Raw genomic sequence first — 25,477 nt, 5'->3', positions numbered from 1 at the left:
AACTTGCCATCGACAGAAGGATTGTTGATAAAGCTCAAAGCTTTTTTGTTGCGCTGGCGTAGAACACACTATGCGGGCACTCACGGTCCATCGTGGACAACCAGTCAGAACGAGGTACTGCCATGCTGGCAGTTACATTGATCAATACGTTGGTGGTCATCATAGTCGTCGTCATTCACTACGAATGCCTGTTGCGTCTGAACGACTGGCTTCCCCGACTCAATCTTTGGAGTCGTTTCAGAATTGTGGTGGGCGTGTTCGGTGCCCTGGTGGCCCATGCACTCGAGGTCTGGTGTTTTGCACTGGTTTATTACCTGATGGTCCACTCTGAAAAGTGGGGCAGTTTGCAGGGAAATTTCGACGGTTCACTGATGGACTGCGTGTACTTTTCCTTCACCACTTACACGACAATCGGCTTTGGCGATATCTCGCCGGTGGGCAATCTCAAATACCTGACGGGGCTGCAAGCGCTGACGGGGCTTGTTCTGATTACCTGGACGGCTTCGTTTCTGTTTCTCGAAATGCAGAAATACTGGAAAAGCAGCAGATAAATCGCCTTGAGCAGCAGGTCGCCCTTGAGTATCACCCGCAGTACAAAAGTGATTCCCAATTACTCATTCAGTCGCGCCAATGTCCGAGAAAAATCAGCATCGGCCCCCATGGAGTCTAAGCTCTACGCATCAATACCGGACATACCAGAACATGTCTGAAATCAAACTGTCGGCCGTCCATTCTCTCAAGACGGCCTGTTCAAACTGTAGCGTAATGGAGCTATGCCTGCCCCTTGGCCTGACCGGTCAGGAGGTCGCGCGCCTGGACAGACTGATCGTTCAAAGGGTCAAGGTTAAAAAAGGCGCCACACTCTACCGGGCCGGCGACCCGCTGCGTTCGCTGTTTGCCGTTCGTATTGGTTCATTCAAGACCAGTGTGCTTTCAATCGATGGTCGCGAGCAGACCACCGGATTCCATATGCCCGGTGAGATGCTCGGCCTGGACGCTATCAGTAACGAGTTGCACGCTTGCAGTGCTTTTGCCCTGGAGGACAGTGAAGTCTGTCCTGTCCACTTCTCTCAACTGGAGAAACTCGCCCAGGAATTGCCTTCACTGCAGCACAGCCTGAACAAAATCCTCAGCCGTGAAATCGTGCGTGATCATGACATGTTGATGATGCTGGGCAACATGAACTCGGATGAGCGCCTGGCGGCGTTCCTGCTGAATCTGTCCCAGCGCTTGAGCTTGCGAGGTTATTCATCGAGCAACTTTGTGCTGAAAATGCGCCGTGAGGAAATTGGTTCTTACCTGGGCCTGCGACTGGAAACCATTTGCCGGGGGATTGCACATCTGCGCGATCAAGGACTGGTGGAGGTGTCCGGTCGAGACGTCAGGATTCATGATATGGAAGGGCTTAAACAGCTGATTGCAGGCTGTAATCGCCCTCCCCTGTGCTAGGTGCTGCCAATCGGCGCTTGACGAACATGAGGCTCACTGCCTGACAGCCAGAATGCTACCTGGTACAGAGTACAGCGCCCGTTCCGTGTTACTGCCAATCAACTGGTCGATTCCGACCCGATGCACAGTGCCCATCACCACTACATCCGCCAGATACGCCTCGACAAACTCTCGAATGGCCGGCACCGGCGGGCCCATGACGAAATGCCGACGCTCCGGTGGCACGTTGTAGCGATCCGCCAGATTGACAAACGCCAGGTGCAAGGACGAACGCAGATCCTCGATGAAGTCCCCGGCCCATCCACCACTGACCAGCGGTGCATCACCATTGAAAGCCGGCGACAAGTCATAGGCGTAAAGCAGATGCAAGGGGGCATCACATTGCAGGGCCAACGCATTGGCGGTCTGGATGATGGTGTCGTTCAGGCCGCTGATTTGCGTTGAAGGATCGAACGGATCCACTGCCGCTACAACACGGTGCGGCAAGCCGTAGCGGGTCTGGTTCACCAGGAGCACGGGGATCGGGCATTCGCGCAGCAGGTGGCAATCGAGCGGGGTGATGAATACTCGCTTGAGCACTGGCTCCAGAGTCACATCCTTGATCAACAGATCGGGATCGAGGTCGGCGACAGTCTTCAGAATGTCCAGCAACGGGTGGGTCGTGAAAACCACCTCGACCGTCACTTGCAGCCCCTGGTCGCTCAACCGTTCAACTTCATCGGCCACCCAACGGCGATAGCGCCGCAAATAACGTTGCTGCCCTGCATCGTCGGTTTTCTCCTCCCACAAATGCACCATCGGCACCGGCTCGACAAAAGCCCGCACGTCGAGTGCGGCACCGCTGGCCCTGGCCAGTGCGACGGCACGCAACGTGGCAGGGGACTGGTGCAGGGTTTGATCGGCGATCAGCAGTAAACGTTGATATTGCCCCATCACACACCTCGGCTCAGCTCCGGTCTTGAAGTACCGGCAATGCTCAAGACTGCGTCCGAACCCTCACCCCCTGCTTGATTTTAATCAAACACAAGCGAATGAACACCGCCATGACAGGTTCCTGATCCAGATCAGATAAAAGCACGGCCACCGGCGTAAAAAAGACCTGAGCCGCACGCTTGCATCAATCCAGATGGACTCGGTGGACGCCTCCAGCAATGCGCCGATGCGCGAACTGGCCCGATACCTGGGTTTCGACACACACACAATGATCCGGATGACAGTCGGCAGGTCATTCACCGGCTTTACCTGAAAAAAATCCCCCCGCGAGAGTCTGGCCAACAGCTTGTCGCGGGGCGAATGATCTTCAGGACTGCAGCATCCTGCCCGGTTTGATTGCCAGCACGCTGCAAGGTGCCCGATGCAGGAGTTGCTCAGCGGTACTTCCCGGCAGCTTGCTCAACCCGTTGTGCTGCACGGTCCCCATCACAATGACGTCCGTGTGGTGCCCGGTGGCAAATTCGCAAATACTCGGGATCGGCGCACCTTCAATGAAATGGCGACACGCCGGTGGCACCCCGTGGCGCTCGGCCAAAGCTGAAAACGCTTCGCGCTCAGCCGTTCCCAGGGCTTCATAAATCCCGGTGGCCAGAGGCAACGCGCCAAAGCCCATATCCTGGACATACGCGGCCGTCCAGTCATACACGTGCGCCAGCTCAAGCCGGGCCTCGCAGACTGACGCCAGTTTCTTCGCGGCAGCGACAATCCGATCGTTGAACACCAGGTCCTGCTCTTCGCTGCGCAATACATCGACGATGACCAAAATGTTGTGCGGCTGCGGGTTGCGGTCGTCAGTCACCAGATGCACCGGCACCGGACAATCGCGCAGCAATTGCCAGTCCAGCGCCGAGAAGAACACCCGTTTCAAGGCAGACTCCTGTTGAGCACCCTTGATGATCAGCGCCAAGGGCATCTCGCTGACAAAATGCACGATCTCTGCATAAGGAGCCTGTACCCACGCGACCTCACTGGTGACCTTCACGCCGTGCATGCTCAACCTTTCAGCTTGCTGCACAAGCCACTGTCGATGGGCTTGAAGGTAGCCCTCCCTGGCCGCGCTTATTTGTTCGGGGGCGAACAGACCGGCTACCGCCAGGGCCTGAAAATAATCGAATGCCACGATATGCAGGGGCAATTGCATGGCGCGAGCCAACGCGCCGGCGCGATCGAATGCCGGTGTCTGGTTCATGGTCGGGGGGGCGATCAACAGTACATGCTGAGCATTAGACATAGGACACCTCGGTACCCGGGTATATGGACAGGCGTGGTCGGTATCGTCACTCCACGAGGTCGAAACGAACCTCCTGTTCCCGGGCCGGGACAGTTCGACAGCTTGCCGCCGAGCGGACAGTCACTGGCCAGACATGAGGTGCCTCGATACGTGCCTTGAGTTGGCCGACAAAGCTACTGGCAGCTTCCTGGCTATTGAAATTGACTTCCAGGGCATCCAGGTGCACAACCCAGCAATGGGGAACCCGTTGCTCGGTAATATCAATGTTCATCGTCAACCTCCGTTAAAGCTGGAGACATGCTTTAACTTCAAAGTGTAATTGCGACCTTCATGACCCTGCTCTCGAGACTGCACCGGGCTGGCAGGCGAAGGTTTGACAATGGTCAACAAATCCGTGTTTGGACCTGCCGTGCCCACCGCACGTCGGGAGCGTATTCCGGTCAAGCGACTGCTTGATAAAGATCAAACTCATCTCTGTGCGTCGTCTCAAGATCCAGGCAAGGTGTTCCTGCCTGAATGCAGCCTCTCAAATGAGCAGACGCAATCGCCACGGGAGATTTGTCATGTCCGAGCCATCAAGATTCATGCTGGTCGTCTCACCGCTCATGAAAAACAGCCCGGCCTTCGACCGGGCTGCCGCCCTGGCCAAGGCCTCGGGAGCTGCACTGCACATCGTTGCGTTTGATTACCTGGAAGGCCTGGTGACCGCGGGTCTGGTGAACGAGCAGGCGCGCGAAGAACTCCGTTTGGGCTATGTCGAACGCCACCAGCAATGGCTCGAAGAACAGGCCCGGCCGTTACGCAAGATCGGCGTGCACGTCACGACCGAAGTGGTCTGGGTCAATACCCCGTTGCAGGAAATCCTGATTCATCTTGAAGAAGCCAAAATGGCTGTTCTGATCAAGGAACTGGAACACGAGTCGCTGCTGTCGCGGCTGATGTTCACCCCCCTCGATATTCATCTGCTACGCGAGTGCCCGGTGCCTCTGCATTTTGTCAGCCAGATGCATCACGCACTGCCGCGCAGGATCGTTGCCGCCGTCGACCCTTTCCATCGTGATGGCCAGTACGAAGGTTTCAACGACAGGATTTTGCGCGAAGCGTCGAAACTGGCGAGCACCTGCAACGCCCAACTCGATGTCGTCTATGCCCATGACCTGTCTTCGATCAGTGCCGACGAATTTGGCTTTAGCAATGGCTCGGCGTTTTTCTCTTCAAGCAAAGCCAAGACCCTGTTCGACATGCAGGGCGAGGCCTTCGGCGAGTTGGCCGAGCGCAACGGCATCCCGCCGCAGAACCAGCACATGATCATGGGCGACCCGGCCAGGGTGCTGTGCAGCTTCGTCGATGCCTATGACATCGACGTGATTGTCATGGGCCGCGTGGGGCATCGCGCGATGGAGCGTTTGATCGGCAGTACCGTGGAACACCTGCTTTACAAAATGCCGTGCAGCATCTGGGTGGTTTCCCCCGAAGAACTCGAGGGATGACACCCCGGGAAATAAAGGCGATGGGAGAACGAGTATTAAGTGCGCCGCCCCGGCACGACCCTCAGGCTAGAGTCTGGCTTGCGCACTCAGCGCCGCAACGCCCCTGGTCTTGCGGAAGAAAACACCGTAGACAATCGACAGCACCAGCAGGAACGGCACGCCGAACACCAGGGTCATCTTGAAGGCTTCAGTGAAGTAGGTCGTGATCATCACGGCCCCCATCAGCACCAGCCCCAGCAATGTGCTGTAGGGAAACAGGCGCATGCGGAACGACAGTTTGCGGTTGCCGTTGCGTTCGTGAAAACGACGGAAACAGAAGTGTGTGAGGAAGATCATGAACCAGGTAAAGATCGCGCCGAACATCGAGATCGCCATCATCAAGGTGAACGAACTTTCCGGGTACAGGATGTTGAGCAAGGTCGCCAGGGCGATACCCGAGCTGGAGAGCAACAGCGCGTTCAGCGGGATCCCGGTCTTGCTCAATACCCCCATGGATTTTGGCGCGTAGCCGGCGCGGGACAGGCTGAACATCATGCGCGTGGTGATGTACAACTGGCTGTTCATCGCTGACAACGCCGCGATCAGGATCACGAAATTCATCACGCCGGTGGCGCCGGGAATGCCGATGGCTTGCATCACCGTGACGAACGGACTCTGGGCATGGCCAGCCTGGACCCAAGGCACGATCGCCAGCATCAACGCCAGGGTCAGCAGGTAGAACACCACCAGGCGCACGATAGTCCCGCGGAAGGCTTTCTTCACCGCTTGTTCCGGGTCTTTTGCCTCACCGGCCGCCACCGCGATCATCTCCACGCTCAGGTAGCTGAAGATCGACACGATCACCGCGATCCACATCCCTTGCAGACCATTGGGGAAAAAGCCGCCGTGAGCCGTGTAATTGTGCACGCCGTATTGCGGATTGCCGGAACCGAACACCACGTACACCGCCAGGATGATGAAACCGACAATCGCGCCGATCTTGATGGTCGAGAACCAGTACTCGAAGGTGCCGAAGGTCTTCACGCTGATGGCATTGAGCACGATCAGCACGCTGGAGAACGAGACGATCCATATCCACTCCGGCACGTTGGCGAACCAGTACTTCATGTACATCGCCACCGCCGTCACTTCCGTGCCCACCGCCAGCACAATCGCCGCCCAGTAGGCATAGCGCACCAGGAACCCGGCCAGCGGGCTGACATAAAATTCGGCGTAGGCACCGAACGAACCCGAGGTCGAATGGGCCACGGTCATTTCCGCCAGGCAGCCCATCAGCAGCAAGGTGATGATTGCGCCGATGGCATAGCTGAGCAATACGCTCGGCCCGGCATAGCCGATGGCATAGGCGCTGCCCATGAACAGCCCGGTGCCGATTGCACCGCCAATGGCGATCATGCTCATTTGCCCCGACGTCAACTGACGCCGCAGGCCGTGTTCACGCTTGGATATCGTTTCGAAACCGGAGTTATCGGTCATTTTTATGTCCTCTGGATTTTGTCTTTCTTGAAGAGCACGTCGTGGGTTTAACAGTGGGGATCAGCCACGCACAGCAGGACACGGATCAGAAAATGCTCAGTGGATACTCGATGATCACCCGGACTTCGTTGTTGTCCGTGGTATCGGCGCGGGCGACCTGCGCGGTGGAACGCACACTGGCCTGACGCACGCGGATTGAAAGGTCCCGGGCCTTGCCCGACTGCACGACATAGCGCGCCTCGATGTCGCGCTCCCAGCGCTTGCCGTCATCGCCGTATCGTCCGTAGGCGCCATTGGGGCCACCGTCATAATGGCTGTCATCGATGTGGTCACCACTGACGTAGCGGGACATGAAGCTCAGGCCTGGCACGCCGAAAGGCGCCATGTCCAGGTCATAACGCAGTTGCCAGGAGCGTTCGTTGGGGGCGTTGAAGTCGAGGACCTGAATCGAGTTGGCGAGGAAAATCGAGGTACCCGGTTGCTGATCGAACCCCAGGTAATCGAACGGCTCGTCGCCATCGACCCGCTGGTACGCCAAGGTCAACCGATGGGCACCGAACCTGTACGCGGTGGACAGCGACCAGGTGGTGTTGTCGATCCTGCCGGCCAGGCTCTGGCCGCTGTCGTTGGTGCGGTAGATGTTGAAATCCAGGTTCAGCGACTGGCCTTCACCAAGGGCATGGGTGTAGTTGGCGTTGCCGTAGTACTGGCGCCAGATGTCGGTGAACTGTGAACCGTAGAGGCTGACACTCAGTTGATCGCTCAGGGCGTAGCTGCCGCCCAGATAATCGACACTGCGGGTTTCCACGCCGGCGTACAGCGCTTTGAGCGCGCCATTGACATTGGTCGAATTACTGTCGTTGCCGGCGGTGAAATGACCGATGTCCAGTTGCAATGCCTTGAGTTCATTGCTGGTCAGTTGAAAGCCGGTGGCACTGCTGGTGAACAGTCGCGCATTGCCGGTGCCGAACACCGGGTTGAGCGGGGTCAGGTTGCCGTACTTGAGTTCGGTCCGGGAAATCCGCGCCTTCACCGCGCCACCCGCTTCGGAGTACTCATCCTCGGGGCGGCCATCGGCATCGACCGGCAGCAAACCCGTACCCGTGCGTCCCTTGCCACTGTCGAGCTTGAGGCCCAACTGCGCGTAGGCATCGACCCCGAAACCCACCGTTCCCTGGGTGTAGCCGGAGCGGTAATCGAGCATGATCCCGTGGGCCCACTCATCCCGATAGTTCTGCCCGCCCGGGTTGTTGAGGTTATTGCGGTAGAAATAGAAGTTACGGTTAGTCAGGGTCAGGCTGCTGTCTTCGACAAATCCGTTGTCGGAGGCGGCACAGGCCATTTGGCCAAGGCAACTGGAGATGGCGAGCGGCAAGGCGGGCCAGAGGGACAGTTTCATTCTGCGTGCTCCTTATTATTGTGATTGCAGAACTGGTTATTGCCGGCGGCCGAAGCCCTGCCGCCGAGAAACTCCTGCGGCAGGAATCGGATGTCGGAGGGTTCAGGTCACGCTGTGGCGAACCTGGAATTGCGCTTGTGACCAAGTGTTCCGGTCGAGGATCTCGCCGAGGATTTGTACCGCGTCCCAGACTTCGGTGAAGGTCGTGTACAGCGGGGTGAAACCGAAACGCATGATGCGCGGTTCACGGTAGTCACCAATCACGCCCCGCTCGATCAGGGCCTGGATCACCGCATAACCTTGCGGATGTTCGAAGCTGACGTGGCTGCCGCGCCTGGCGTGCTCACGGGGTGTGATCAACTTCAGTTCGTGGGCCGCGCAACGCTGCTCGACCAATTCGATGAACAGGTCCGTCAGGGCCAGGGATTTGCAGCGCAAGCTGGCCATGTCGGTCTGGGCGAACACATCCAGGCCGCACTCGACCATCGCCAATGAGGTAATCGGCTGGGTGCCGCACAGGTAGCGGGCGATACCGCTGCTCGGCTCGTAATGCGACTCCATGGCGAACTGCCGTGAATGGCCGAACCAGCCGGACAACGGCTGCGGCACCAGATCGCACAACCGCGGCGAAACCCAGACAAAGGCCTGGGAGCCCGGCCCGCCATTGAGGTACTTGTAGGTGCAGCCGATGGCGTAGTCGGCACCCGCCTGGTGCAGATCAACCGGCACCGCGCCAGCGGAATGGGCCAGGTCCCAGATGGCCAGCGCACCACATTCGTGGGTCAGCGCGGTCAGGGCCTGCATGTCGTGCATATAGCCGGTCTTGTAATTGACGTGGGTGAGCATGACCACCGCCGTGTCCTGGTCAATCGCATGCGGCAACGCTTCAGGACTGTCGACCAGGCGCAGGGTGTAACCCTGTTGCAGCATCTGCGCGAGGCCTTCGGCGATGTACAGGTCGGTGGGGAAGTTGCTCGATTCGCTGACGATCACTCGCCGCTGCGGCGACCTGGTGGCCTGTACGCGCAAGGCAGCGCTCAGCACTTTGAACAGGTTGATCGAGGTGGTATCGGTCACCACCACTTCACCCTCCCCCGCGCCGATCAGACCCGCCAGGCGATTGCCCAAACGCTCGGACAGCTCGCGCCAGCCGGCGCTGTTCCAGCTGCGAATCAAGCCATTGCCCCATTCCTCGGCGACCACCGCTTGCGCCCGCGCCAATGCAGCGACCGGCCGCGCGCCCAGGGAATTGCCATCGAGATAAATAACGCCCTCGGGGAGCGCAAACTGCTGGCGCAGGGGTGCCAGAGCGTCCTGGGCATCAAGCGCCAGGCAACTGTTTCTTGTCGTCATCGGGTGTCCTGTTTTTTGTTATGCGACGCCATCCGGGCAGGTTGCATCAGCCGGTTCCGGCGCCCTGAATAAAGGCGATTCGCTTGCCTTTCGGTGGAGAGATAATGAACGAACCTTTGAAGAATTTTCGTGCAAAGTAACCGGCCATGTAGTAGTTATTTCGCAGAATATTCGAATCAAGCCCCAATAAACGCGGATTTATTCAAACCATGAATCTCGACTCGACAGACCTGCGGATCCTGCATCAATTGCAACAGGATGGCCGTATCAGCAATCAGGAATTGGCAGAGAAAGTCGCCCTGTCACCCTCGGCTTGCCTGCGACGTTTACGCCTGCTGGAAAGCGAGGGAATCATCACCGGCTATCGCGCGGTGCTGAATGCCGAGCGGCTGGGCATTGAGCTGGAAGCGATCGTCCATGTGTCGTTGCGACAGGACGTGGAGGACTGGCACGAGACCTTTATCAAGAAGGTTCAGCAGTGGCCGGAGGTGGTCACCGCGTATGTCATTACCGGGGCGAGCAACTATGTGTTGCGGGTCCAGGCCCGCAACCTCAAGCACTTCTCGGATTTCATCGTCAATCACCTCAACCGCACCGCCGGCGTCACCGACATACGTTCGGAAATCGTCCTGCAAAAAATCAAGGAGCGCGAGCAGTTGCTTGATCTGGTGTTACGCAAGTAAGGCCGGGGCGGCCCGTCAAAGCCCCTGCTGGCGTCGGGCTTCGTTGCGCTGCAAGGTCATGCTCGGGGTTTCGTCGAACAGCTTGCGGTACTCGGTGGAAAAACGCCCCAGGTGCATGAAGCCCCAGCCCATGGCGATCCCGGAAATACTACGCACCGTGCCGTGCTCGAGGATCTCCTGGCGCACGGCGTTCAAGCGATACTTTTTCAGGTAGGCCATCGGCGACAGGGCGAAGTATTTCTTGAACGCGTCGAACAACTTGAAGCGCGAAACGCCGGCGGCGGCTTCGATGTCCTCCAGATGCAACGCTTCCCGGGCGTTGTCGTGGATGTATTGCCGGGCCCTGACCAGGTAGTGCGGCAACTTCACCCCCAGCGCGTCCCGCAGTTCTTGTGAGTAGTTGTTTGGCTGGGCCAGGATCAAACCTTTGATCAGCGAGCTTTCAATGTCCCGGGTGAAGGCCACCTGCTCGAAGAGTTCACTGCTGCGCTCCATCTCGTCGATGAAATAACGCGCCATGCGCCACCACGACGCCGACGGCCCATCGATCGCATCCATCACCGGTTCGAAGCGCAGCGGCGCATCCAGGGGCCGTTGCAACATCCCCTCCAGCGCCTCGCTCATCGCCACTCGGGTAATCACCACCTGGACCTTGCGACAGTCACCGGAAATCGCCAGCAGCTGGTTTTCATTGGGGGAAATGATGACCCCTTGATCGCGGTCCGACCTGACCACGCTGCCATCCTTGCTCAGCTCCTGTTCGCCCACCAGCGGCAAGCTCAGGCTGTAGCTGCGAAAGTGCTCGGCGTCCTCGATGTCGATGGTGACATCGGTACCGTATTCGATGGTGCCCAAGGTGGTGGCCATCGACTTGAACATGTTGGCGTTGTGATGAAAGCGGATCCGCTCGGGGTTCGCGCTCACCAGCCGATGGGGCCCGCAGATACCGGACATCCAGCTTCTGGCGGCCTCCAGGTCATCGCTGTCGACACGAATGTCGCGAAATTGCGGATCGACGTTGTTGCTCATCAAGGTGCACTCAAGGTTTTTTTTCAGCGCGCTCTGACGGCGCGTATACGGTTTGCAAAGGCAAGTTCCAAGCCACTAGAAGACGGCGCTGACCCAGTGGATAGCAATCGCCAATTAAGTGGATAACACGACTATCAAATCGCATTCGCGGCCTCGCAAAACAGTACCTGATTGCTGCAGACAGGTGCAGCCGTCCATCGCTTGATGCGTGGTTTGGGTAGTTGCTGCCCAGCCCATCACACGCTGTTGTTACCCGGCGCGCGCGCGATCGCCAGCATCGCAGCCTGCGGCAGCTCCTACAATTACACGCGTCCGATGTAGGAGCTGCCGAAGGCTGCGATCTTTTGGGAACCCACCAATTTTACGGACTGCCTTCGCCCACAAAGCGGATAGACCCAGGCACACCCCACTCCCTCTAATGACGTACCGATTAGCCCCAATAAAAACAGGTACACCTCATGAGTGGCGAAAGAAACGTCGAGCAATGGAAAACGTTCATCGAAAGCTGCCTGGACTTCCGCCCCGTAGAAGGCGTATTCCGCATTGCCCGGGACATGTTCACCGAGCCGCAGTTGTTCGATCTGGAAATGGAGATGATCTTCGAGAAGAACTGGATCTACGCCTGCCACGAAAGCGAACTGGCCAACAACCACGACTTCGTGACTATGCGCGCCGGCCGCCAGCCGATGATCATCACCCGTGACGGTGACGGTCAGCTCAATGCACTGATCAACGCCTGCCAGCATCGCGGCACGACGCTGACCCGCGTCGGCAAGGGCAACCAGTCGACCTTCACCTGCCCCTTCCATGCCTGGTGCTACAAAAGCGATGGCCGCCTGGTCAAGGTCAAGGCGCCGGGCGAGTACCCGGAAGGCTTCGACAAAGCCACCCGCGGCCTGAAAAAGGCGCGTATCCAGAGCTACAAGGGATTCGTCTTCATCAGCCTTGATGTGCAGGCCGACAACAGCCTGGAAGACTTCCTCGGCGATGCCAAAGTGTTCTTTGACATGATGGTTGCCCAGTCGCCGACCGGTGAGCTGGAAGTGCTGCCCGGCAAGTCGGCCTACACCTACGACGGCAACTGGAAACTGCAGAACGAAAACGGCCTCGACGGTTATCACGTCAGCACAGTGCACTACAACTACGTGGCCACGGTGCAGCATCGCCAGCAGGTCAACAGCGAGAACGGCAGCGCCGCCAGCGGCACCCTCGACTACAGCAAGCTCGGCGCCGGCGACGCCAATACCGATGATGGCTGGTTCGCGTTCGATAACGGACACAGCCTGCTGTTCAGCGACATGCCAAACCCGTCGGTACGCTCCGGCTACGCGACCATCATGCCGCGACTGATCGAAGAACACGGCCAGCAAAAGGCCGAGTGGATGATGCATCGCCTGCGCAACCTGAACATCTATCCGAGCCTGTTTTTCCTCGATCAGATCAGCTCGCAATTGCGCATCATCCGCCCGGTGGCGTGGAACAAGACCGAAATCATCAGCCAGTGCCTGGGGGTCAAGAACGAGTCGGACGCCGACCGCGAAAACCGCATTCGCCAGTTCGAGGATTTCTTCAACGTCTCGGGCCTGGGCACACCGGATGACCTGGTGGAGTTCCGTGAAGCCCAGCGTGGTTTCCAGGCACGCCTGGAGCGCTGGAGCGACATATCCCGCGGCAGTCACCGCTGGGCCAGCGGCGCCACGCCCAACAGCGAGGCGATCGGCATTGCCCCGGCCATGACCGGCACTGAATTCACCCACGAAGGGCTGTACGTCAACCAGCACAGCAACTGGCAGAAATTCCTGCTGGACGGTCTGGACGCCAAATCCCTGAAACTCCGTGAGGTGCAATGATGAATGCGCAATTGCAGTACCAGATCGAACAGTTTTTCTATCGTAAATCCGAACTGTGCGACGCCCAGGACTGGGATGCCTACCTCCAGCTGTTTGCCGGACACAGCGAGTTCCACTTGCCGCAATGGGACTCCGAACACGTCTACACCCGTGACCCCAAGCGCGAAATGTCGCTGATCTACTACCCCAACCGTTCAGGCCTGGAAGACCGTGTGTTCCGCCTGCGTACGGGCAAGTCCGCGTCCTCGACGCCGATGCCGCGCACCCTGCATCAGATCAGCAACGTGCGAATCGGCGAGCTTGCAAATGGCGAGCTGGAGGTGCGCCTGAACTGGCACACGCTGTACTACCGCCTGGCCACGGCCGAGCAGTTTTTCGGCCGCGCGACCTATCACCTCAAGCCCCACGCCGATAGCTGGCTGATCACCCGCAAGCATGTGTTGCTGCTCAACGACACCATCAACTCGGTACTCGACTTCTACCACCTGTGAATCCAAGGAGACCGGGGCATGAACCATAAGGTCGCGTTCAGCTTTGCCGACGGCAAAACGCTGTTCTTTCCCGTACAACCCAACGAAATCCTGCTCGACGCTGCCTTGCGCAATGGCATCAACATTCCCCTGGATTGCCGCGAAGGTGTCTGCGGAACCTGCCAGGGGCGATGCGAATCAGGCGATTACAGCCAGGACTATGTGGATGAGGAAGCCCTCTCCAGCCAGGACCTGCAACAACGCAAAATGCTCACCTGCCAGACACGGGTCAAATCCGACGCGGCGTTCTACTTCGACTTCGCATCCAGCCTGTGCAACGCCGCCGGCCCCGATCAACTCAGGGCAACAGTCACCGATGTCAAACAGGTCTCGGCCAGCACGGCGATCCTGCATCTGAACCTGGGCAATGCGGGGCAATCGCTGGATTACCTGCCCGGACAGTACGCCCGGCTGTTGATTCCGGGAACCGAAAACAAGCGCTCCTACTCGTTCGCCAATCGGCCGAGCGCCAGCAATGAGCTGCAGTTTCTGATTCGCCTGCTTCCCGATGGCGTAATGAGCAACTACATCCGCGAACGCTGCCAGGTGGGGGACGAAATTGCCCTGGAGGCACCGCTGGGGGCGTTTTATCTGCGACACGTCGCCAGGCCGTTGATCCTGGTGGCCGGTGGCACCGGTCTTTCGGCATTGCTGGGCATGCTCGACGAACTCGCCGAACGCGGCTGCGAGCAACCCGTGCACTTGTACTACGGCGTGCGCGATGCGGCCGATTTGTGCGAACAGGCGCGTATCCAGGCGTATGAACAACGCATCCCTGGGTTTCGCTACACCGAGGTGGTCAGCGAACCGTCGTCGCACTGGACCGGCAAGCGCGGCTACATTGCCGAACACTTCGACGTCGCGGAACTGCGCGATGGCCAGGTCGATATGTACGTCTGTGGGCCGCCGCCTATGGTGGAGTCGATCAAGACCTGGCTGCTGGCACAGGCACTGGACAACGTGCAGCTGTACTACGAGAAATTCACCGAGAGTAATGCCTGACACCGCTCACCCGAAGGGGGCGCCAGGCTGGCGCCCCTTCAGATCTGATGAATGGGTTGTGAAGTACTCAACGGCCGCAAAATCGCCCTGACCGGACTGGCATCCAGATGAGCGAACCGCAGCGGCAAGGCGATCAGTTCATAATCGCCCTCCGGGACCTCGTCCAGCACGATGCCTTCCAGGATCGCCATGTGATGGCGGGCCACGGCGCCGTGGGAGTCCATGGTCCTGGATTGCTGCGGGTCCAGTGACGGCGTATCGATCCCGATCAAGCGCACGCCAAGGCTCGCCAGCAGGTCGATGGTTTCCTTGGCAACCGCCGTGAAATTCGAATCCCAGGTCGTCAGCGGTGCCTGTCGATAGGTTCGCAGCAGCACACGCTCGGGCACATTGTGCAAACGCCCTTCCAGTTGCCCCGGCTGCACCAGCTCGCCGCTGTCCAGACAATGCAAAACGCGGCAAGGCCCGATATAGACGTCCAACCCGACCTCGCCAATCGCCGCGCCGTCGGCGCTGTAATGCAGCGGTGCATCGACGTGGGCGCCGGTATGGGGCGACAGGGTGATGCGTCCGACATTCACCGGACACTCGGGACCGTAGGTCCAGACACGCTCCTCCTGGAAGGGCGTGTCACCCGGCCAGGTCGGTGTCTCGCTACTCAAGGGTGGACTGATGTCCCACAACGCTGTGTTTTTTGTCATCGCCATGCTCACGGTGGTTTCCGGGAGAAATGATACGAGCGACAGGCGTGAAGATTCGTGCAAAAAACCCGGAGCAACGCACGGGATTTCGCATAAACCACTATGAATGAGCGGTATTGCGGCAGGAAATTTCAAAGACACGAAGTCGAAAAAAAGTCGCAAGCCCCGTGATTCTTCAGGGCTTGCGACGCTTTGACGATACGTCCCTCAAACGCCCGGGACGTAATCTACGGGTATGCCCGTGGTGTTCGCCATCGAACGTGCGGGCCTAGTTCTCTACCTCAACCGTGTCGAAATCCGGCGCGTCCGGGGCATCCGGCGCATCCGCTACATCCTCTCTGGCAGCCTTCGCCTTGGCTTTGTCAGCCTCTTTGACTGCCTTGTCAGCCTCTCTGGCTACGTTCGCCTTGGCCTTGGCTGCGTCCCTGGCAGCATCTGCGTCGGCCTTGGCTGCGTCTCTGGCAGCATCCGCGTCGGCCTTGGCGGCGTCACGGGCTGCATCCGCGGCGGCACGTGCAGCGTCTCTGGCTGCATCTGCATCTGCGCGCGGTACGCCAGCAGCTCTTGCGGCATCCCGGGCGGCATCCGCCTCAGCTCTGGCGGCGTCCCGGGCTGCATCTGCATCAGCCTTGGCCGCGTCCCGAGCTGCGTCTGCATCAGCCTTGGCCGCGTCTCTGGCTACATCAGCGTCATTTCTGGCAACGCCCCTGTCTTCCGCGGCTTCCCTGGCAGCGTCCCTGGCGTCTTCCGCGGCTTCCCTTGCAGCGTCACCGGCGTCTTCTGCAGCTTCCCTGGCTGCATCTGCGGCGTTATCCGCGTCGTTGTCATCATCGTTGTCACGCGCGTCTTTGTCTTTTGCTTTGCCTGGGCCTCTATTTCCGGCCATTCCACCATGGTCATCGTCGTTGTCATGCGCTTTGCCCGGGCCTTTGTTCCCGGCTACACCACCATGGTCAGCGTCGCCGCGCCCCGGACCTCCACGACCGTCACCGTCATGGCCTGTTGCACCATGACCGCCACCCTCTCCTCCATGGCCGCCGCCGTCGCCACCGTGACCACCGCCTCCAGAACCTCCACTACCGGAGCCACCGCCACCGTGGCCGCCTCCGCCGCCGTCACCACCGTGACCGCCGCCTCCGGAACCACCGCCACCACCGGAGCCACCGCCACCGCCGTGACCACCCCCGCCGGAACCGCCGGAACCGCCGCCACCGCCGTGACCGCCACCGCCTCCACCGCTACCACCACCGCCGCTGCCGCCATCTTTGGCATACACGCTGGAGAAACTACTGATGTAATCGGGCACCAGGACAGTCGATGCCGACAGGACCCCGCCTATTGCCAGAGCCAACAAACATTTCTTGAGCAGCATGATGCACCTCCGTTTGGAGTTGCGTTTTCACCTCCGTATCGAACGCAATGTCCAGTGAGTTCCCGGCCGCCCATTGGAGCGGCCCGCCAACCGGCACGGCCATAAATCTGCAGCAACAATGAACCACTGCGGTTTCCGTACGATCCCTCGGAGCCAGCTGGAATCTTTGCGTGGGAAATATTCCCACACCACTTAGATTAGCCCTGTCAGCCCAAGTGTCAACGACCGGGTATCCGGTCCGGGGCATGCGTTGAGCAGTCGGCCAAAAGCAGAAAGAGGACGCGGCAATAGCAAATGAGTGGCTATGCTTGGTTTGTTGCCAGGCTCTCCTGGCAACCCGTGAAAGGAGGCGTTTGAAATGCAACTCATCACGTTGAAAATCGAAAAGCCGGATGTGACGAACTTCATTCTGGGACAGACGCACTTCATCAAGTCCGTCGAGGACATCCACGAAGCGCTGGTCAATACCGTGCCAGGGATCCAGTTTGGCATGGCCTTTTGTGAAGCCTCCGGCAAATGCCTGGTGCGATGGTCCGGCACCGATAACTCAATGATTGAACTTGCACAAAAGAATGCGAAAGCCATCGCCGCAGGCCATAGCTTCATCATTTTCCTGGGCGACGGTTTCTATCCGTTGAACGTGTTGAACACCATCAAAATGGTTCCAGAGGTATGCCGTATTTTTTGTGCAACAGCCAATCCAACCGAAGTGATCCTCGCTGAAACGCAGCAAGGGCGAGCAATCCTGGGCGTAGTGGATGGCTTTTGTGCCAACGACATCGAAGGCGATGAAGACATCCTGTGGCGCAAGAACTTGCTGCGCCAGATTGGCTACAAGCAGTGAGTTGCAGAACGAACCCCACCCACGCTCAACCGGCGCATGGTATTCGGCGCATGACGCCCTGTTTGGGAGGCTGGCCTGAGCAGCCCCCTGATGTAACGAATCAAGTCAAAATGTTTACCTGCAGGGCAGATCCTTATACGATGAAGTCCGTTTCTACTGCTCTCCATCGGGCCTGAGCAGTCCGTGGTTACTATGCATGAGAATGCGACTTAACAAATTGTGCTCTAAGGCCATGCAAGATTTTGCGCGGCAAACAAGCAAAAAACGTATAAAAGTTCATTCATTCATACAGTCAAATAAAATAACATTGAGCACCTGAACGATGAACAACCCTGATTTACTGACTGAAAGCCCCAAAGCCTTCAGCATAGTTATAGTAAATTACAAAACACCAGAAATCACCAAGATATGCCTGGACTTATTACACCAGCATTTTGGCAGCAACAGCGTTCCAGTATGGGTAGTTGATAACTATTCCGCCGACGAGAGCACTGAGTATTTACGAACTCTTGACTGGATCAACTTGATCGAGCGCTCTATTTCCGAACCAGAAGCGGGACATATTGCGCATGGCAAGGCACTTGACCTTGTCTTGGAGCGAATAGACACCGATTATTTATTCCTGATGCACACCGATACATTTGTTTTCGACAAAAATGTATTTTCGATGATGCTGAATAAATGCCTGAAAAATCCAAACGTCGTGGCCGTCGGTTGTGTCGAGCAAATAAACCGCGGAACCATGAGAACTGCGTGGCGCTTTAGCTCACGACTATTCAAGCATCACTTCAGACGCCTGAAAATCTCCATGGGATTGCGTTCAAGAGAACCAAAGCCGTACAAAGAAGTCTATTTGAAAAGCTTCTGCACATTGTGGAATTGCAAACTTGTAAAACAGCACAACATGCACTTTTCGATGGATGATCGCGTGCCTGGCTATACTCTTCAGGACCGCATGACCGCGCTGGGTTATATCGTAGAGATGATATCGCCGCGTAAAATCTTCAGTTATCTGGATCACATTCAGGCCGGCACTGTTGCAGCGGCTGGTGGCTATGATAAAACTCATAGACGAACCAAAATGTACAACAACATCCTTAAGCGTCTGAACAAGGATGACAGAACAAATTAAGCTACGAACAGACGCAACGAGCAGTGCATTCAACATTGCTCCAAGTCACCCACAAGTCTTTATATCAAGTTACTGGAGCGGTAATGGCACCCATCACTCAAGCACTACCTATCACCCTGTCCCCGGAGCTTGATTTCGACCAAAATGCCGCCAGCGCCCTTGGTGCCTCGTTGACCGACCGCTATGTTCAGGCTACGCCATTTCCGCACATAGTCATCGATAACTTCTTGCACGAAGACCTGATTGCGAGCATCTGCTCGCACTTCCCGGTCGAACCAACCAACAATGAAATGCTCTACGAGCGCGGCTATAAAGGTCAACGCAAACGTCAAATCAGTCCCAACGAATGTGACCCTTTTTTGAAGACTGTTTTCAATGCGTTTAACTCGGCCCCCATGTTGCAGTTTCTTGAAAAGCTCACAGGCATCGAAGGACTGATACCTGACCCCTACTTTAGCGGTGGTGGCCTGCACGAAACGAAAAGCGGTGGTTTCCTGGGGGTACACTCGGACTTCCGGCTCAACAAAAAACTTAATGTCGAGCGCAGACTGAATATCATCATTTATCTGAATGAAGACTGGCAGGAGGAATACGGCGGCAACCTGGAACTTTGGGATGTCGGCATGAAGAACTGCCTTAAAAAAGTACTGCCCATTTACAATCGCTGCGTCATTTTCAACACAGACAAAGACAGCAATCATGGGCACCCGGAGCCTTTAACGACTCCAGAGCACATTACCCGCAGGTCTATCGCGCTTTATTACTATACCGCGGGAACCATGGCGATCGATCCGACACAAAGAAACAAGACCCACTACAAACCAAGGCCCAAGGATCGTTTAAGCCTGAAGTACTACATTAATAAACTGATCAGGAAGAAAAACTGAACTGCAAAATGCCCGGGAGCGGACAATGACGTCATACCGCTGACCATCAGGAACTGTCCCGGTATGCCGGTACGGCGGATAACGGGCAGGAATCAGAAAGCGTGGCTGAGCAACAGTCCGGCCTCGCCGTCCGGGCTGGCGTCGGAAAAACCCTTGACGGCATACAACTGAAACTTCCACTCCTGATTGAGCTTGTGCGTAAGGAAGAGTGTGAGTTCCTTGATTTCGTCGCCGGTGGAAACAACTTTTTGCCGCCAGTCGTAGGACACACCCGCCGTGGTGCGCGCGAACACGGGCATGGCGAAGCCCAGGCCGGCGAATATCGGGTTGTCGAAGTCGGAGCCCGACGGGTCGCCGAACTTTTTCCAGCCCAGGGTCGCGAACCCGGTCACGGGACCGAAGGCTTTGGCGACATCGACCTGGGCGGAATAGTCGGTTTTGCCGGTGCCCAGGCACTCGTCTTCATCGGCGGTGGGCAACTTGACCTTGCCGATCAGGTCCACGAACAGCCCGCCAACGCTGCCGTCAAGCACGGCATAGTCGGCACCGGCAACGGTGTCGCCCAGACCGCTTTCCACCTTGCCGCAACCGCCGGGCAGCGGTTCGCCGCCAGGGCCGACCGAAGGATTGGTGATGCGTAGCCAGGGCACGGTGAGCTTGTAGGTCATGGGACCGGTTTCGTATCTGCCCACCAGCGGGACGTACCAGGTTTCGGACGTAGTACCGGTGCCATAGTCGCCCCGGGAGTAGTCGGTTCCGATCGAGGTCGTGAAGGTATCGGCCAAGGCCGGCAAGGCCGGCAAGGCCAGGCTGGCAAGCCAACCGACGAGCAGGATGCGCTTGGGATCCATGTTCACCTCGTGTCTGGCGTCATCGAAGTTCACACGCATGTTTTGTTGCGTGACTTACCCAGACTAGTTACTTATGACGAAAGTGCATCATGGCTGCGCTGCTTAACCCGACCTGCCGGAGTGATCGATTTTTTCAGCTGGCTCCACTTTCTCGACTTTTTCTGGCCGATCAACTTTTTCGATCTTCTCAACTTTTTCCGGCCGATCGACTTTCTCAACCTTCTCTGGCCGATCAACCTTCTCGACTTTCTCCGGACGTTCTACCTTCTCTACTTTCTCTACCCGCTCTACCCTCTCCACTTTCTCGACTTTACCGGATTGATCGACCTTCTCGACTCGCTCTGACTTGCCAGACTTGTCCACATCAACGCGCTCTATCTTGTCGCCACCGCCATGACTGTCACCGCCCCCGTGGCGGGTATCGTCGATGACACTGCCTGTACTCTCGGAGCGGCCGCTCCTGTCACTACCCGAGTTCCCCGAACCCCGCGAACTGCCGGAATTGCCGGAGTCTCCTGAGCCACTTGAGCCACTTGAGCCACTTGAGCCGTTCGAGTTGCCCGAGCCACTTGAGTCGTCGGTGTCTTGCTCGCTGGAACCGAGTCGTCCGTGCCGGTTGCTGGCGGGCGAATCGGAGCGCTCGCGAGGCAATTCGATCCGCGTTGCCTGCACCTCCCGCGCGCCGGTGAACACGCCGTTGATCCGCACGCGTCGATCCAGACCCAGCTGCGAAGCCTGCACACCGACAAACACGGTGTCGTGCGCCAGCGTCACATTAAAGCCGCCCACCACCAGATGGCGGTCCTGCCGGCCCTGTACCAGCCCCTCGATCACCGCATTGTGTGCCCGGCCAATGAAAGGCAGGCTCGGATCGGGGCGGCTTTGGTTCACGTCCAGCTCGCGACCGGACCAGTGGCCGCGCACCAGCATTTCCTGCGCCGGGCCTGGGTGATTGCTGAGCTTGAGCCCCTGGAGATAGCCGCTGCGATCCACCGGGCCGATGGCACTGGCCTCCTTGAGGCCGGGCGCCCGATCGATGCGACTAGCCACCACTTCGCCACGAGCATCGCGCAGCCCGCTGACCCGTACGGGATCACCCGGGCGCAGACCGGCAGCGACCTGGGCACCCTTGGCCAGGCGTACCGGCTGCCCCATGACACGCATGGGCATGGAATCGCGCGGCAGCGCTGTCAAAGGACCTTCGTAGGCGTGCAGGATAGAAATGCGTCCGGCCTCCAGACCGCGCCGGGAGTTGAACGCTTGCACGGCAACCACTTGGCCTATCGCCAGGCGGGTACTGGAACTGGCGATACCGTTCTCGCTGACAGGAACGTTGTTGTTGAAGTGCACTTCCACGCCATTGACGCAGATCGAGGCGAACCCGGTGATGGTGCCGACAATGCCGGTGCCACCGACTCCTCCGTTATCGTCGCTGATGCCTGTCCCCCCCACGCCGCCTGCAACGGCCCCGGTGCCGCCAATGCCGCCAGGGCGTTTTTTCAACGGTGCGCCGGTACCACCGACTCCACCGTTGTCGGCGTCGATCCCGGTACCGCCCATGCCGCCAGGCGCTGCGCCCGTACCGCCGGTGCCCCCTGGTGCCTGGATAACCGGCACTTCGCTGGTGCCCGCGTCATTCTGGCTGACACAGGCTGGGGCGGCTTGCAGCACAATCGCAAACCCGAGGCCCAGAACGAGGGCGATTGCACGAATCAGGCGCAATTTGACGGTCATGATTCAGGAGCTTTTGGTGAATTGGGATCGGAAGCTTCAGTGTAGAAGTACAGGCCGACCGTGATGCGCTGGCGCGGCTCAAGGCTGGGCAGGTCCCGGAATTCCAGTTCGGCGGCGAGTCGGTTGAAGCTCAACAGGGCCTGCATTCCCTCGCTGGCCACGGCCTCGCGCAACGCCTCGACGCTCATCGGGGCCAATGCATCATAGTGGACACTGCGTTCAAAAAAGGCCGGGCCTTCGCTGCTCAGGTTGTGTACCGCAGCGCAGGCATGATCATGCAGATTATGCCCCAGGTAAGCCGCTTTCTCATCGAAGCCCTTTTGTGGCACGAAGGCCTGGGCTTCAAGGTGCACGCGCTCTCTTTCGTCGAGGCGCACGATCCCCAGGCGCAGCCACTCGTCCAACACCACCCGTGCCCTGATATCCGTGCTGACCTTCGCCACCAGGGCGTCAAAGGAACGGTCGCCACCGACACTGGCCAATCGAGGCAGTGGCTGTGGCTGGCCGGCGTCGTTGCAAAAGGGCGCGCTGGCCCAGGCGTTGACCAGTTGCGCACCGAACGTGATGTTTTCCGGAAGCGTGGAAGCAGCCGGATCGCCGGTATTGCGCAGGCGCCGTACATCCTTGCGATGCACACCGGTGAGCAGGCTGATGCGGCTGTCGCTCGGCGCCTTCTCGCCCAGGCGAAACTCACGGTCCGCCACTTCGACGAAAACCTCCTTGAGCAGGTCGGCAAACACCAGGTAGGTGACGCCTTTGCGCAGCATCAGGCGCACCAGCGGCTGCATGACATGCCGCAAGGCTTTGAGGAGCGAGGTGGGCAGCGTGGATGATTGCATTCAGCGAATTCCTGGGTAGATAACCCCAGTATAGCCGCGTGGGAAATAATCCCATGAATTTACAAAGCGCGGTGCCAACGCAATACCCGTTGCAATCCGGGAACATCTTGGGAGAAGCCTGAATTTCATGCGCGGGAATTATTCCCGCGCAATGAAGCTAGCCCGAGTTTACAGGGATGAAATACGCTCTGTCGGGCGCTACCCCGGTACCGAGGATTTTTGCGCACCGACACTGCCCGCCCTGCCGGCGACTGCCAGTGCCACACAACAAGCCAGTAACGAGAATGCGGCGAATGCGCCCATCACATGCAGGTAAGGCAACACGTGATTCCAGGCTCGAGCCACCCCCAGGAAAGCGGCGAACAGCCAACCGCTCATGGAAAGCGCCCCCAACAGGGCGAGTCGCGTGCGGCCTGCACTGCGCAGTGCGACGAAGGGAGCCTTTTGCAGCAGTGGGAAGCCGACTCGATGCAACAGTGCACCGTTGAGGCTCAACAGTGCGACGACCGTCACCTTGGCCCAGAGTTTCTGATTGAGCAGATACGCCTCGCCTTCATAGAGATAACCCTGAAGCACCAGCAACAGCCCGCTTGCCCATAGAGCCAGCAATGCGAGGCTGACAATTTTCTGGGTTTCATCGAGGTATTCAAGCCTCGCCTGGTCCAGTAATTCCTTGCGCCAACTCCAAAGCTTGTGATCCGCCTGCAACACCCTCCCCAGGGCAATACACGTAGCGAGCAGATGACCGTACACGAGAAGCATTTTGAGCATTGCCTTGACCTTATTATTGTTTTGGCGCGGCGTTCCCTGCTTCGCTGACTTGAAAACGAATGATACAAATTTGCAATTGCGCTTTCAAGACAAAAGCCAAATAACATTTGGCAGCACCAACCGCCATACGACTTTCGTCGAACATGAAGCCGGTCATTCCCGTGGCGGATAATCGCCCGCTACACCCGCAGCGGCGAGGTGCGCACGGGCTCGTTCGAGGCGTCAGGCAGCGATAGCCAGCGTCTGTGTCGTGCAGGTGAAATTAAGCTTGGGCTAAGGTTGTCTCGTTAGTCTTCGACACTTTCGGGTAGTCGAGCATTTCGAAGATGGGCAGTGTCGATACAAGCGCCAAACCTCCGTTCAGCATCGTTCTGGTTAATTACAAAACCCCCGAGCTCACCAGGATCTGCCTGGAGCTGTTGCAGGAGCCTGCACAAAAATCAGGTATTGCGGTCTGGGTGGTCGATAACGGTTCGGCGGACGCCAGCGTCGAGTATTTGCGCTCACTGGACTGGATCAACCTGATCGAGCGCGATGCCCCCGCCAAAGAACCGGGGCACATCGCCCATGGCAAAGCGCTGGACATGGCGCTGGCCAGAATCAATACCGACTACCTGTTCCTGATGCACACCGACACGTTCATCTTCGATGCAAACGTCTTTGCGATGATGATGGACTACTGCACCAAGGATCAAAACGTCATCGCGGTCGGTTGCACCGAGCAACTCAACCGCGGACTGCCAAGGACCGTGTGGCGCTTCACTTCACGCCTGTTCAAGCACCACTACCGACGCCTGAAGCAATCGCTGGGCCTGCGCTCGAAAGACCCGAAGCCCTACCGGGAAACCCACTTGAAAAGCTTTTGCACGTTATGGAATGGCAGGCTGATCAAGCAGCGCGGTTTGCATTTTCAGATCGATGACCGTGTGCCCGGTTATGAGCTGCAAGACCGCGTGATCGGGCTTGGCTACAAAGTCGTGTTTCTTTCGCCCGGCAAAATATTCAAGTACCTGGACCACGTCCAGGCCGGCACCGTCGCCGCTGCTGGCGGCTATGGCCAGAATCACCGGCGGACCAAGATGTACCAGGACATTCTCAAGCGCTTCGGTACAACCAACTCCTCAATGCCTTGAACAAGCCCGCGCCTACAAAAAAGCCCACTGACCGTCGCCGGTTCAGTGGGCTTTTCGCATCAGGCTTAGACTGACTTACTGTTGCAGGATAAAGGTCGCCAGGCTTTTCAGGTCGTCCGGGCTCAACTGCGCGTAAGGCGGCATGGGGACATCTCCCCACTTCCCGCTACCGCCGTGCTGGATGCTCGACATAATCCGGTCCATTGCCTGCGGGTCCCTGGCATATTTGGCCGCCACATCGCGGTAGGCGGGGCCCAGCACTTTGTGATCGATCGCGTGGCAGGACAGGCAGGCGTTGTTCTGCAGCAAGGCCTTGGCGTCGACTTTTGCCACGGACACCGCCGGGGTTTGGGGCGCCGGGGCGTTCGAGGCCGCCAGAACATCGGCATCATTGGCCTTCGCACTGCCGTAGGTCACCGCCAGGTAAGCGCCAATAACACTCACATCCTGGTCGCTGATCGGAGCGCCATACACGTGCTGCATCTTGCCCGCTTCGGCGGTCCATTGCGCCAGGCTCAGGCCCGGCGGCTGGAAATTGATGTAATCGGCCGAATGGCAGACGGAACACTTCTGCTGCGCCAACGGGTAGCCAGGCATCGAGCTGGGCTTGAACGCAGCCGTTTCAGGCGGCAGCGTGATCGATAGCGGCGCGGCGCCTGCCAGGGTCGTCAGGCAAACCTGAGCGGCGCACAGCAAGGCGGTCATGCATTTCACAAATTTCATGCGGT

General features: G+C 58.3%; 26 protein-coding genes and 1 pseudogene. 12 read left to right on the top strand and 15 right to left on the bottom strand.

All coding sequences use genetic code 11. The features are described from left to right. Positions 1-122 precede the first annotated feature (122 nt). Together ACM6G4_RS03230 and fnr are read left to right on the top strand one after the other, a co-directional pair. Positions 123-551, top strand: coding sequence for a potassium channel family protein (locus ACM6G4_RS03230; RefSeq protein ID WP_056722975.1), 429 nt, complete (start codon positions 123-125; stop codon positions 549-551). Positions 552-702: 151 nt separating this feature from the next. Further along, the gene (gene fnr, locus ACM6G4_RS03225; RefSeq protein WP_056722977.1) at positions 703-1,449 is read left to right on the top strand and encodes a fumarate/nitrate reduction transcriptional regulator Fnr; all 747 of its coding nucleotides are present in this window, start codon (positions 703-705) and stop codon (positions 1,447-1,449) included. Between the two features lie 33 nt (positions 1,450-1,482). Here fnr and ACM6G4_RS03220 read toward each other — a convergent pair whose 3' ends face one another. Beyond that, on the bottom strand, positions 1,483-2,382 hold the full coding sequence (locus ACM6G4_RS03220; protein WP_056722979.1) for a universal stress protein: 900 nt from the start codon (positions 2,380-2,382) through the stop codon (positions 1,483-1,485). A gap of 190 nt (positions 2,383-2,572) precedes the next feature. Between ACM6G4_RS03220 and ACM6G4_RS03215 the strand changes: the two are divergent. Then, positions 2,573-2,694: pseudogene (locus tag ACM6G4_RS03215) on the top strand (GNAT family N-acetyltransferase); the annotation flags it as partial. Between the two features lie 55 nt (positions 2,695-2,749). On the opposite strand, the gene ACM6G4_RS03210 reads toward ACM6G4_RS03215, so the two are convergent. Both ACM6G4_RS03210 and ACM6G4_RS03205 read right to left on the bottom strand, forming a co-directional pair. Further along, positions 2,750-3,673, bottom strand: coding sequence for a universal stress protein (locus ACM6G4_RS03210; RefSeq protein ID WP_414913038.1), 924 nt, complete (start codon positions 3,671-3,673; stop codon positions 2,750-2,752). A 46-nt stretch (positions 3,674-3,719) separates the two neighbouring features. Beyond that, on the bottom strand, positions 3,720-3,944 hold the full coding sequence (locus ACM6G4_RS03205; RefSeq protein ID WP_056722983.1) for a hypothetical protein: 225 nt from the start codon (positions 3,942-3,944) through the stop codon (positions 3,720-3,722). A gap of 292 nt (positions 3,945-4,236) precedes the next feature. Between ACM6G4_RS03205 and ACM6G4_RS03200 the strand changes: the two genes are divergently transcribed. After that, positions 4,237-5,163: a universal stress protein gene (locus ACM6G4_RS03200; protein ID WP_414913037.1), complete on the top strand. Its 927-nt coding sequence runs from the start codon at positions 4,237-4,239 to the stop codon at positions 5,161-5,163. A gap of 66 nt (positions 5,164-5,229) precedes the next feature. Here ACM6G4_RS03200 and ACM6G4_RS03195 read toward each other — a convergent pair whose 3' ends face one another. From ACM6G4_RS03195 to kynU, 3 genes are all read right to left on the bottom strand, one after another. After that, on the bottom strand, positions 5,230-6,639 hold the full coding sequence (locus ACM6G4_RS03195) for an amino acid permease (RefSeq protein ID WP_056722987.1): 1,410 nt from the start codon (positions 6,637-6,639) through the stop codon (positions 5,230-5,232). 85 nt (positions 6,640-6,724) lie between these two features. After that, positions 6,725-8,038 (bottom strand): OprD family porin, encoded by a 1,314-nt coding sequence (locus ACM6G4_RS03190; protein ID WP_414913036.1) that lies wholly within the window; start codon positions 8,036-8,038, stop codon positions 6,725-6,727. 102 nt (positions 8,039-8,140) lie between these two features. Continuing rightward, on the bottom strand, positions 8,141-9,391 hold the full coding sequence (gene kynU, locus ACM6G4_RS03185) for a kynureninase (RefSeq protein ID WP_414913035.1): 1,251 nt from the start codon (positions 9,389-9,391) through the stop codon (positions 8,141-8,143). A gap of 209 nt (positions 9,392-9,600) precedes the next feature. Here kynU and ACM6G4_RS03180 point away from each other — a divergent pair, with 209 nt between their 5' ends. Continuing rightward, positions 9,601-10,074: an Lrp/AsnC family transcriptional regulator gene (locus ACM6G4_RS03180; protein WP_056722993.1), complete on the top strand. Its 474-nt coding sequence runs from the start codon at positions 9,601-9,603 to the stop codon at positions 10,072-10,074. A gap of 15 nt (positions 10,075-10,089) precedes the next feature. Here ACM6G4_RS03180 and ACM6G4_RS03175 read toward each other — a convergent pair whose 3' ends face one another. Next, positions 10,090-11,103 carry an AraC family transcriptional regulator gene (locus ACM6G4_RS03175; protein ID WP_056722997.1) on the bottom strand — a complete coding sequence of 338 codons (1,014 nt, stop codon included), beginning with the start codon at positions 11,101-11,103 and terminating at the stop codon, positions 10,090-10,092. A 458-nt stretch (positions 11,104-11,561) separates the two neighbouring features. Between ACM6G4_RS03175 and antA the strand changes: the two genes are divergently transcribed. The 3 genes from antA to antC are packed head-to-tail and all read left to right on the top strand — an operon-like array spanning position 11,562 to position 14,485. Beyond that, positions 11,562-12,953, top strand: a complete 1,392-nt coding sequence (gene antA, locus ACM6G4_RS03170; protein ID WP_414913034.1) for an anthranilate 1,2-dioxygenase large subunit — start codon at positions 11,562-11,564, stop codon at positions 12,951-12,953. Then, a complete protein-coding gene (gene antB / locus ACM6G4_RS03165; RefSeq protein ID WP_056723011.1) occupies positions 12,953-13,444 on the top strand; it encodes an anthranilate 1,2-dioxygenase small subunit in 492 nt (163 codons plus the stop codon). Before antA ends, antB begins: the two co-directional genes overlap by 1 nt. Positions 13,445-13,462: 18 nt before the next feature. Continuing rightward, positions 13,463-14,485, top strand: coding sequence for an anthranilate 1,2-dioxygenase electron transfer component AntC (gene antC, locus ACM6G4_RS03160; protein WP_414913033.1), 1,023 nt, complete (start codon positions 13,463-13,465; stop codon positions 14,483-14,485). Positions 14,486-14,523: 38 nt separating this feature from the next. On the opposite strand, the gene kynB is transcribed toward antC, so the two are convergent. After that, positions 14,524-15,186, bottom strand: a complete 663-nt coding sequence (gene kynB, locus ACM6G4_RS03155; RefSeq protein WP_056723141.1) for an arylformamidase — start codon at positions 15,184-15,186, stop codon at positions 14,524-14,526. 268 nt (positions 15,187-15,454) lie between these two features. Then, positions 15,455-16,558, bottom strand: coding sequence for a hypothetical protein (locus ACM6G4_RS03150; RefSeq protein WP_414913071.1), 1,104 nt, complete (start codon positions 16,556-16,558; stop codon positions 15,455-15,457). Between the two features lie 358 nt (positions 16,559-16,916). Here ACM6G4_RS03150 and ACM6G4_RS03145 point away from each other — a divergent pair, with 358 nt between their 5' ends. The 3 genes from ACM6G4_RS03145 to ACM6G4_RS03135 all read left to right on the top strand — a co-directional run bounded on the left by ACM6G4_RS03145 (position 16,917) and on the right by ACM6G4_RS03135 (position 19,421). After that, positions 16,917-17,402, top strand: coding sequence for an adenosine-specific kinase (locus ACM6G4_RS03145; RefSeq protein WP_223542282.1), 486 nt, complete (start codon positions 16,917-16,919; stop codon positions 17,400-17,402). Positions 17,403-17,724: 322 nt separating this feature from the next. Beyond that, on the top strand, positions 17,725-18,534 hold the full coding sequence (locus ACM6G4_RS03140) for a glycosyltransferase (RefSeq protein ID WP_056723018.1): 810 nt from the start codon (positions 17,725-17,727) through the stop codon (positions 18,532-18,534). Positions 18,535-18,617: 83 nt separating this feature from the next. Further along, a complete protein-coding gene (locus ACM6G4_RS03135; RefSeq protein ID WP_409079312.1) occupies positions 18,618-19,421 on the top strand; it encodes a 2OG-Fe(II) oxygenase in 804 nt (267 codons plus the stop codon). Positions 19,422-19,513: 92 nt separating this feature from the next. On the opposite strand, the gene ACM6G4_RS03130 is transcribed toward ACM6G4_RS03135, so the two are convergent. The 5 genes from ACM6G4_RS03130 to ACM6G4_RS03110 form a co-directional block, all read right to left on the bottom strand. Next, positions 19,514-20,272 (bottom strand): hypothetical protein, encoded by a 759-nt coding sequence (locus ACM6G4_RS03130; protein ID WP_414913032.1) that lies wholly within the window; start codon positions 20,270-20,272, stop codon positions 19,514-19,516. Positions 20,273-20,374: 102 nt separating this feature from the next. Then, a complete protein-coding gene (locus ACM6G4_RS03125; RefSeq protein WP_414913031.1) occupies positions 20,375-22,006 on the bottom strand; it encodes a DUF5666 domain-containing protein in 1,632 nt (543 codons plus the stop codon). Continuing rightward, entirely contained in the window at positions 22,003-22,845 is an 843-nt protein-coding gene (locus ACM6G4_RS03120) for a DUF6502 family protein (RefSeq protein WP_414913030.1), read from the bottom strand. Before ACM6G4_RS03120 ends, ACM6G4_RS03125 begins: the two co-directional genes overlap by 4 nt. 198 nt (positions 22,846-23,043) lie before the next feature. Next, complete coding sequence (locus tag ACM6G4_RS03115) at positions 23,044-23,616, bottom strand: hypothetical protein (RefSeq protein ID WP_056723030.1); 573 nt, start codon at positions 23,614-23,616, stop codon at positions 23,044-23,046. Positions 23,617-23,629: 13 nt separating this feature from the next. Continuing rightward, positions 23,630-23,761: a hypothetical protein gene (locus tag ACM6G4_RS03110; RefSeq protein WP_263291783.1), complete on the bottom strand. Its 132-nt coding sequence runs from the start codon at positions 23,759-23,761 to the stop codon at positions 23,630-23,632. A gap of 181 nt (positions 23,762-23,942) precedes the next feature. On the opposite strand from ACM6G4_RS03110, the gene ACM6G4_RS03105 reads away from it, so the two are divergent. Continuing rightward, entirely contained in the window at positions 23,943-24,749 is an 807-nt protein-coding gene (locus ACM6G4_RS03105; RefSeq protein WP_414913029.1) for a glycosyltransferase family 2 protein, read from the top strand. Positions 24,750-24,824: 75 nt separating this feature from the next. Here the strand turns inward: ACM6G4_RS03105 and ACM6G4_RS03100 are convergent, their stop codons facing one another. Further along, entirely contained in the window at positions 24,825-25,472 is a 648-nt protein-coding gene (locus tag ACM6G4_RS03100; RefSeq protein WP_056723034.1) for a c-type cytochrome, read from the bottom strand. Between the last annotated feature and the right edge of the window lie 5 nt (positions 25,473-25,477).

This window comes from Pseudomonas sp. IT-P258 (genome assembly GCF_949767825.1).
GTDB classification, from domain to species: Bacteria; Pseudomonadota; Gammaproteobacteria; order Pseudomonadales; family Pseudomonadaceae; genus Aquipseudomonas; species Aquipseudomonas monachiensis.
Note: the sequence above shows the minus strand (reverse complement) of the source record. Positions and strands in the feature narration are given on the sequence as shown.

Excerpts from the sequence above, each read along its gene's own strand:
- ACM6G4_RS03230 (WP_056722975.1), top strand. The coding sequence starts at position 123 with ATGCTGGCAGTTACATTGATCAATACGTTGGTGGTCATCATAGTCGTC.
- fnr (WP_056722977.1), top strand. The coding sequence starts at position 703 with ATGTCTGAAATCAAACTGTCGGCCGTCCATTCTCTCAAGACGGCCTGT.
- ACM6G4_RS03220 (WP_056722979.1), bottom strand. The coding sequence starts at position 2,382 with ATGGGGCAATATCAACGTTTACTGCTGATCGCCGATCAAACCCTGCAC.
- ACM6G4_RS03210 (WP_414913038.1), bottom strand. The coding sequence starts at position 3,673 with ATGTCTAATGCTCAGCATGTACTGTTGATCGCCCCCCCGACCATGAAC.
- ACM6G4_RS03205 (WP_056722983.1), bottom strand. The coding sequence starts at position 3,944 with ATGAACATTGATATTACCGAGCAACGGGTTCCCCATTGCTGGGTTGTG.
- ACM6G4_RS03200 (WP_414913037.1), top strand. The coding sequence starts at position 4,237 with ATGTCCGAGCCATCAAGATTCATGCTGGTCGTCTCACCGCTCATGAAA.
- ACM6G4_RS03195 (WP_056722987.1), bottom strand. The coding sequence starts at position 6,639 with ATGACCGATAACTCCGGTTTCGAAACGATATCCAAGCGTGAACACGGC.
- ACM6G4_RS03190 (WP_414913036.1), bottom strand. The coding sequence starts at position 8,038 with ATGAAACTGTCCCTCTGGCCCGCCTTGCCGCTCGCCATCTCCAGTTGC.
- kynU (WP_414913035.1), bottom strand. The coding sequence starts at position 9,391 with ATGACGACAAGAAACAGTTGCCTGGCGCTTGATGCCCAGGACGCTCTG.
- ACM6G4_RS03180 (WP_056722993.1), top strand. The coding sequence starts at position 9,601 with ATGAATCTCGACTCGACAGACCTGCGGATCCTGCATCAATTGCAACAG.
- ACM6G4_RS03175 (WP_056722997.1), bottom strand. The coding sequence starts at position 11,103 with ATGAGCAACAACGTCGATCCGCAATTTCGCGACATTCGTGTCGACAGC.
- antA (WP_414913034.1), top strand. The coding sequence starts at position 11,562 with ATGAGTGGCGAAAGAAACGTCGAGCAATGGAAAACGTTCATCGAAAGC.
- antB (WP_056723011.1), top strand. The coding sequence starts at position 12,953 with ATGAATGCGCAATTGCAGTACCAGATCGAACAGTTTTTCTATCGTAAA.
- antC (WP_414913033.1), top strand. The coding sequence starts at position 13,463 with ATGAACCATAAGGTCGCGTTCAGCTTTGCCGACGGCAAAACGCTGTTC.
- kynB (WP_056723141.1), bottom strand. The coding sequence starts at position 15,186 with ATGACAAAAAACACAGCGTTGTGGGACATCAGTCCACCCTTGAGTAGC.
- ACM6G4_RS03150 (WP_414913071.1), bottom strand. The coding sequence starts at position 16,558 with ATGCTGCTCAAGAAATGTTTGTTGGCTCTGGCAATAGGCGGGGTCCTG.
- ACM6G4_RS03145 (WP_223542282.1), top strand. The coding sequence starts at position 16,917 with ATGCAACTCATCACGTTGAAAATCGAAAAGCCGGATGTGACGAACTTC.
- ACM6G4_RS03140 (WP_056723018.1), top strand. The coding sequence starts at position 17,725 with ATGAACAACCCTGATTTACTGACTGAAAGCCCCAAAGCCTTCAGCATA.
- ACM6G4_RS03135 (WP_409079312.1), top strand. The coding sequence starts at position 18,618 with ATGGCACCCATCACTCAAGCACTACCTATCACCCTGTCCCCGGAGCTT.
- ACM6G4_RS03130 (WP_414913032.1), bottom strand. The coding sequence starts at position 20,272 with ATGGATCCCAAGCGCATCCTGCTCGTCGGTTGGCTTGCCAGCCTGGCC.
- ACM6G4_RS03125 (WP_414913031.1), bottom strand. The coding sequence starts at position 22,006 with ATGACCGTCAAATTGCGCCTGATTCGTGCAATCGCCCTCGTTCTGGGC.
- ACM6G4_RS03120 (WP_414913030.1), bottom strand. The coding sequence starts at position 22,845 with ATGCAATCATCCACGCTGCCCACCTCGCTCCTCAAAGCCTTGCGGCAT.
- ACM6G4_RS03115 (WP_056723030.1), bottom strand. The coding sequence starts at position 23,616 with ATGCTCAAAATGCTTCTCGTGTACGGTCATCTGCTCGCTACGTGTATT.
- ACM6G4_RS03110 (WP_263291783.1), bottom strand. The coding sequence starts at position 23,761 with ATGTTCGACGAAAGTCGTATGGCGGTTGGTGCTGCCAAATGTTATTTG.
- ACM6G4_RS03105 (WP_414913029.1), top strand. The coding sequence starts at position 23,943 with ATGGGCAGTGTCGATACAAGCGCCAAACCTCCGTTCAGCATCGTTCTG.
- ACM6G4_RS03100 (WP_056723034.1), bottom strand. The coding sequence starts at position 25,472 with ATGAAATTTGTGAAATGCATGACCGCCTTGCTGTGCGCCGCTCAGGTT.